Consider the following 5,192-nt stretch of genomic DNA (forward strand, 5'->3'; position numbering starts at 1 on the left):
GGTCGCGGCTCAGCGTGACCGCGCGGCTGCGCAGCTCCGGCACCAGATCGCGCAGCACGGTCCCGGTATGGGCCAGTTCGACCGCGGTCTGGCGCCGCGCCATCAACAGCACGGGCGGCCGGCGCGACAGACGGGTCAGCGCGCCGAGCAGACGGGACAGGGCCGCCCGGCGATCCGACAGCGCGGCCAGCTTCTCGGCTTCCGAGGCGCCGAGTTCGGACAGGCGCCGCTCGATCGCGTCGGCATCGGCTTCCTGGCGGCGCAGGGTGGCGGCGCGCTCGACCAACTGGTCCTTCAGGCTGGCGACTTCATCGACGAGACGGGCGCGCTCGCTCGCGACCGCGGCCTGGCGCTTGCGCGCGGCCTCCAGCTCCGACTGGACGGCGCGCAGATCGTCCGGGCTGGCGTCCTGGGCGAAGGCGGCGGTGCCGGCCGCCAGCGCCAGGGCAAGGGCGAGGAAAATGCCGGCCTTAGGCGCGGACACGGCGTTCGGGCGGGGCCGCGGTGGCGGCTTCGGCCGGCACCAGCAGGCTGTTTCCGGTCATCGCCGCCGGCTGGGGCAGGCCGAGGAAGGGCAGCAGGGTGGGGGCGACATCGGCCAGCCGACCGTCGCTCAGGCCAACCGCGCTCCGGGCGTTGAACAGGAAGGCCGGCACCAGATTGGTGGTATGGGCGGTATAGGCGCCATGGGTTTCCGGATCGATCATCTGTTCGATATTGCCATGGTCGGCGGTCACCAGCATGACGCCGCCGGCATGGTCCACCGCCGCCGTCAACCGGCCCAGGCAGCTGTCGATGGTCTCGACCGCCTGAATCGCCGCTTCCATGATGCCGGTATGGCCGACCATGTCGGGATTGGCGAAATTGACGACGATCAGATCGTATTTCTTCGCTTCGATCGCCTCGACCAGCCGGTCGGTCACTTCCCGCGCCGACATGGCGGGGGCGAGGTCATAGGTCGCGACCTTGGGGCTCGGCACCAGGATGCGGTCCTCGCCCTCGAACACCGTTTCCTCGCCGCCGTTGAAGAAGAAGGTGACATGGGCGTATTTCTCGGTCTCGGCGATGCGCAGCTGGGTCTTGCCCGCCTTGGCGACCACCGCGCCCAGCGGATCCTCGACCCGCTCCGCGCCGAAGATCGCCGGCATCAGCGCGTTGATCTGGCTGGAATATTCGACCATGCCGGCGACACCGGCGAAATGCGGCAGGCGGGCCCGGGCGAAACCGTCGAACTGCGGATCGAGCAGGGCGACCAGGATTTCCCGGGCGCGATCGGCGCGGAAATTGGCCATGATCAGGCCATCGCCATCCTGCATCCCGCGATAATGGCCGATGGCGGCGGGCTTGACGAATTCATCGGTGACGCCCGCGGCATAGGAAGCCTCGATCGCCTCCCGGGCGCTCGCCGCGCTGGCGCCTTCGGCATCGACCAGAACCCTGAAGGCGAGTCCGACGCGGTCCCAGCGCTTGTCGCGGTCCATGGCGAAATAGCGGCCCGAGACGGTGCCCATGCTCCAGCCCGGCACGCCGTCGAGTTCGGCCTCGAATTCGGCGAGGAATTCGAGCGCGCTTTTGGGCGGGGTGTCGCGCCCGTCGAGGAAGCCGTGAACCACGACCTTCAGGCCATGACCCGAGGCGATCCGGACCAGGGCCGCCATATGTTCCTGATGCGAATGGACGCCGCCCGGCGACAGCAGGCCGAGGATATGCAGGGTGCCGCCCCTGGCCTTGGTCGCCTCGATCGCCTTCAGCAACACCGCGTTCTCGGCCAGCGTGCCATCGGACACCGCCTGGTCGATGCGCGGCAGGTCCTGCATCACGACGCGGCCGCCGCCCAGATTCATGTGGCCGACCTCGGAATTGCCCATCTGGCCTTCCGGCAGGCCGACCGACAGGCCGGAGGTCTTGATCAGGCTGCGCGGGCAGCTTTCCAGCAGGCGGTTGTAATTCGGCGTCTTCGCCCGGGCGATCGCATTGTCGTCCCCGCCCTCGCGCCAGCCCCAGCCGTCGAGGATGCAGAGCACCACGGGCTTTTGCGGGATCACGGTCAGGGTTGCGTCGGTCATGGCGGGAACCTTGGTAACGGTCTTGGATTAAGAAATAACTCACGCCCGGTGATAGGGATGCCCGTCGAGGATGGTGCCCGCCCGGTATAGCTGCTCTGCAAGCATCGCACGGACCATCAGGTGGGGCCATGTTGCAGGGCCGAAGGAATAGCAGAAGGCCGCCTTCTTGCGAATATTCTCGTCGTGGCCATCGGCCCCGCCGATCAGAAAGGCGACCTTGCCCACCCCCTGCTCGCGAAATCGGTCCAGCTTTGCCGCCAGCGCCTCGGACGACAGGACGTCGCCCCGCCCGTCCATGGCGACGATCGCCGTGCCCGGGGGCACGGCGGCCAGCAGCAATTCGCCCTCGCGCTTCTGGCGTGCGGCGCCGGTCAGGCGCTTTTCCTCGACCTCGATCAGGTCGAGCGCCGGCTTCAGGCGCGCCGAATAAGTCTCGAACAGCAGGCGTTCGGGATCCTTGGCCCCGAAACGCCCGACCGCGAGGACGGACAGTCTCAGGCCCAGCATCGGTGCTCGCGGTCCGCGATCACTCTTCGCCGGGGCGGAAATCCGCCTGCCACATCTTCTCGAGCTTGTAGAAGTCGCGGACCTCGGGGCGGAACAGATGGACGATGACATCGCCGGCATCGATCAGTACCCAGTCGCCGGCCGACTTGCCCTCGGTCCGGCACGGGCCGAGCCTGGCGGTGTCGACGGCCCGGACGACGTAATCGGCAAGGGCGGTCACCTGGCGGCCCGAGCGGCCGTTGGCGATGACCATGTAATCGGCGATCGACGATTTGCCGGCGAGATCGATGCTCAGGATCTCTTCCGCCTTGTTGTCGTCCAGCGTCTTCACGATGAGATCGAGCAGGGCGCGGGCGGCATCGCTGGCCGGGGCCGGCTTCTTCTTCGTCCGGGCCTTGGGCTTCTTGCGCTCGGCATCCATGTCGACGGTGACGAGCACGGCTTCCGTCTCGGCCGGGGCGGCCTTGCGGACGCGGAGGCGCTTCGGCTTCTCGGCCGGGGCTTCCACCTCGGGCTCGGGCGCCACTTCGGCCTTCCTAGCGCGCGTGCGCTTCGGCTTTTCAGCCGGCGCTTCGGCCGGGGCTTCGACCTCGAGCGCGGGGGCGGGCTCGGCCTTCTTGGCGCGGACGCGCTTCGGCTTCTCCGCCGGGGCCTCGGGGGCCGGGGCCTCGGCGGCGGGCGCCGTTTCGGCTTCGGCCGCCTTCAGGCGCTTGGCCGGCTTCTTCTTGGGCGTGGTGTCTTCGGCGGGGGCGGCGATGGTCTCGTCCTCGACGGTTTTCTTGCGCGGAGCCAGGGTCAGGTCCTCCTAGAGATCCGTGGCCCGTGCGGCGGCGCGCAGGGCTGTGGCGGATGCGGGGTTCAGTTTCATGGTCACGAAGGCCCAGGCCGGGGGCCGGTCGTATTTCAAATGGCGGCGGGCGTCGCCGCTGCGCCTGACGGCTGCGAAGCGATGCGCGGCCGGGCCACCCAATGCCGCCAGAGAATAGGTAGGCCGGTCGAAGACGGCAACGGCGACGTCGCCGAAGATGCGCTGCCAGTCGCGCCAGCGGTGAATGGTGGCGAGATTGTCAGCCCCCATCAGCCAGACGAAGCGCGCCCTCGGAAAGCGCCGGCGCAGCGCCCTGATGGTCTGCGCGGTATAGACCGTGCCCAGCCGCGTCTCGATATCCGTCACCAGCACCCTCGGGTGGCGGGCGGCCTTGGCGGCCGACGCCAGCCGGGCGTCCAGCGGCGCCATGTCGTTCGCCGATTTCAACGGGTTCTGCGGCGAGACCAGCCACCATACCCGGTCCAGCCCCAGATGGCGAAGGGCGGCCAGGCTCAGGTCCCGGTGCCCGTCATGGGCCGGATTGAACGAGCCACCGAACAGGCCGATGGTCAGGCCCCGCGCTTCCCCCGCGATCTTCAGCCGGCCGAGGCTCAAGGTCGGATCTGACCCGTGCCGCGCACCAGATATTTCATCGTGGTCAGTTGCTCGGCGCCGACCGGGCCGCGGGCATGCAGCCGGCCGGTGGCGATGCCGATTTCCGCCCCGAAGCCGAATTCGCCGCCATCGGCGAACTGGGTCGAGGCATTCAGCATGACGATGGCGGAATCGACCCCGGCGAGGAAAGCCTCGGCCGCCGCCGCATCCTCGGTCACGATCGCGTCGGTGTGATGGCTGCCGTGGCGCTCCACATGCTCGATCGCGGCCTCAACGCCGTCGACCAGCTTCACCGCGACGATGGCGTCGAGATATTCCGTGTCCCAGTCGGCCTCGGTCGCGGGCTTCACCCGGGGATCGGCGGCCTGCGCCGCCGCGTCGCCCCGCACTTCGCAGCCGGCATCCAGCAGCATGGTCACGATGGGGCCGAGCTGATCCTTGGCCTTAACGTCGACCAGCACGGTTTCGGTCGCGCCGCAGACGCCGGTCCGGCGCAGCTTGGCATTCTTCACCAGCGCCAGCGCCTTTTCGGGATCGGCCGCGCCGTCGACATAGGTGTGATTGTTGCCGTCGAGATGGGCGAGCACGGGCACCCGCGCATCCGCCTGCACCCGGGCAACCAGCGATTTGCCGCCGCGCGGCACGATCACGTCGATCTGGCCTTGCGCCGTCAGCATGGCGCCGACAATGGAACGGTCGGCGACCGGAACCAGCTGCACCGCGTCAGCCGGCACGCCCGCCGAGGCCAGCCCGGCGACGAGGGCGGCATGGATGGCGCGCGACGAATTCAGCGCTTCCGAGCCGCCGCGCAGGATGACCGCATTGCCCGAGCGCACGCACAGCGCGCCGGCATCCGCCGTCACATTGGGCCGGCTTTCATAGATGATGCCGATGACGCCGATGGGCACGCGCACCCGCTGGATGCGAAGGCCGTTCGGCCGGTCCCATTCGGCGGCGATGGTGTTTACCGGATCGGCGATCCCGGCGACGGTCTCGATACCCGCCGCGATCCCCTCGATCCGGCCGTCGCTCAGCAGCAGCCGGTCGAGCAGGGCGGGGGTCAGGCCCAGCTTCCGCCCGCGTTCCATGTCGATCGCATTGGCGGCCAGAATTTCGGGCGCGGCGGCGCGAATGGCGGTGGCGGCGGCCCGCAGCGCCCGCGTCTTCACCTCGGCCGGAAGGCCGGCCAGCACGCG

The 5,192-nt window shown here is 69.2% G+C and carries 6 protein-coding genes; all 6 read right to left on the reverse strand.

Annotation, left to right across the window (positions count from 1 at the left end):
* The coding region (locus tag WAZ62_RS06360) for a hypothetical protein (RefSeq protein WP_422642674.1) at window positions 1-484 on the reverse strand (484 nt) is incomplete at its 3' end.
* Window positions 471-2,066: a 2,3-bisphosphoglycerate-independent phosphoglycerate mutase gene (gene gpmI / locus WAZ62_RS06365; RefSeq protein WP_422642675.1), complete on the reverse strand. Its 1,596-nt coding sequence runs from the start codon at window positions 2,064-2,066 to the stop codon at window positions 471-473. The genes WAZ62_RS06360 and gpmI, both read right to left, overlap by 14 nt.
* Before the next feature lie 39 nt (window positions 2,067-2,105).
* Window positions 2,106-2,573, reverse strand: coding sequence for a 23S rRNA (pseudouridine(1915)-N(3))-methyltransferase RlmH (locus WAZ62_RS06370; protein WP_422642676.1), 468 nt, complete (start codon window positions 2,571-2,573; stop codon window positions 2,106-2,108).
* Between the two features lie 19 nt (window positions 2,574-2,592).
* Window positions 2,593-3,099: a ribosome silencing factor gene (gene rsfS / locus WAZ62_RS06375; protein ID WP_422642677.1), complete on the reverse strand. Its 507-nt coding sequence runs from the start codon at window positions 3,097-3,099 to the stop codon at window positions 2,593-2,595.
* A 279-nt stretch (window positions 3,100-3,378) separates the two neighbouring features.
* Complete coding sequence (locus WAZ62_RS06380; protein WP_422642678.1) at window positions 3,379-3,996, reverse strand: nicotinate-nucleotide adenylyltransferase; 618 nt, start codon at window positions 3,994-3,996, stop codon at window positions 3,379-3,381.
* On the reverse strand, window positions 3,993-5,192 hold a 1,200-nt coding region (locus tag WAZ62_RS06385; protein ID WP_422642679.1), incomplete at its 5' end, for a glutamate-5-semialdehyde dehydrogenase. The genes WAZ62_RS06385 and WAZ62_RS06380, both read right to left, overlap by 4 nt.

Source organism: Zavarzinia sp. (genome assembly GCF_049306435.1).
Taxonomy (GTDB): Bacteria; Pseudomonadota; Alphaproteobacteria; order Zavarziniales; family Zavarziniaceae; genus Zavarzinia.

Excerpts from the sequence above, each read along its gene's own strand:
- gpmI (WP_422642675.1), bottom strand. The coding sequence starts at position 2,066 with ATGACCGACGCAACCCTGACCGTGATCCCGCAAAAGCCCGTGGTGCTC.
- WAZ62_RS06370 (WP_422642676.1), bottom strand. The coding sequence starts at position 2,573 with ATGCTGGGCCTGAGACTGTCCGTCCTCGCGGTCGGGCGTTTCGGGGCC.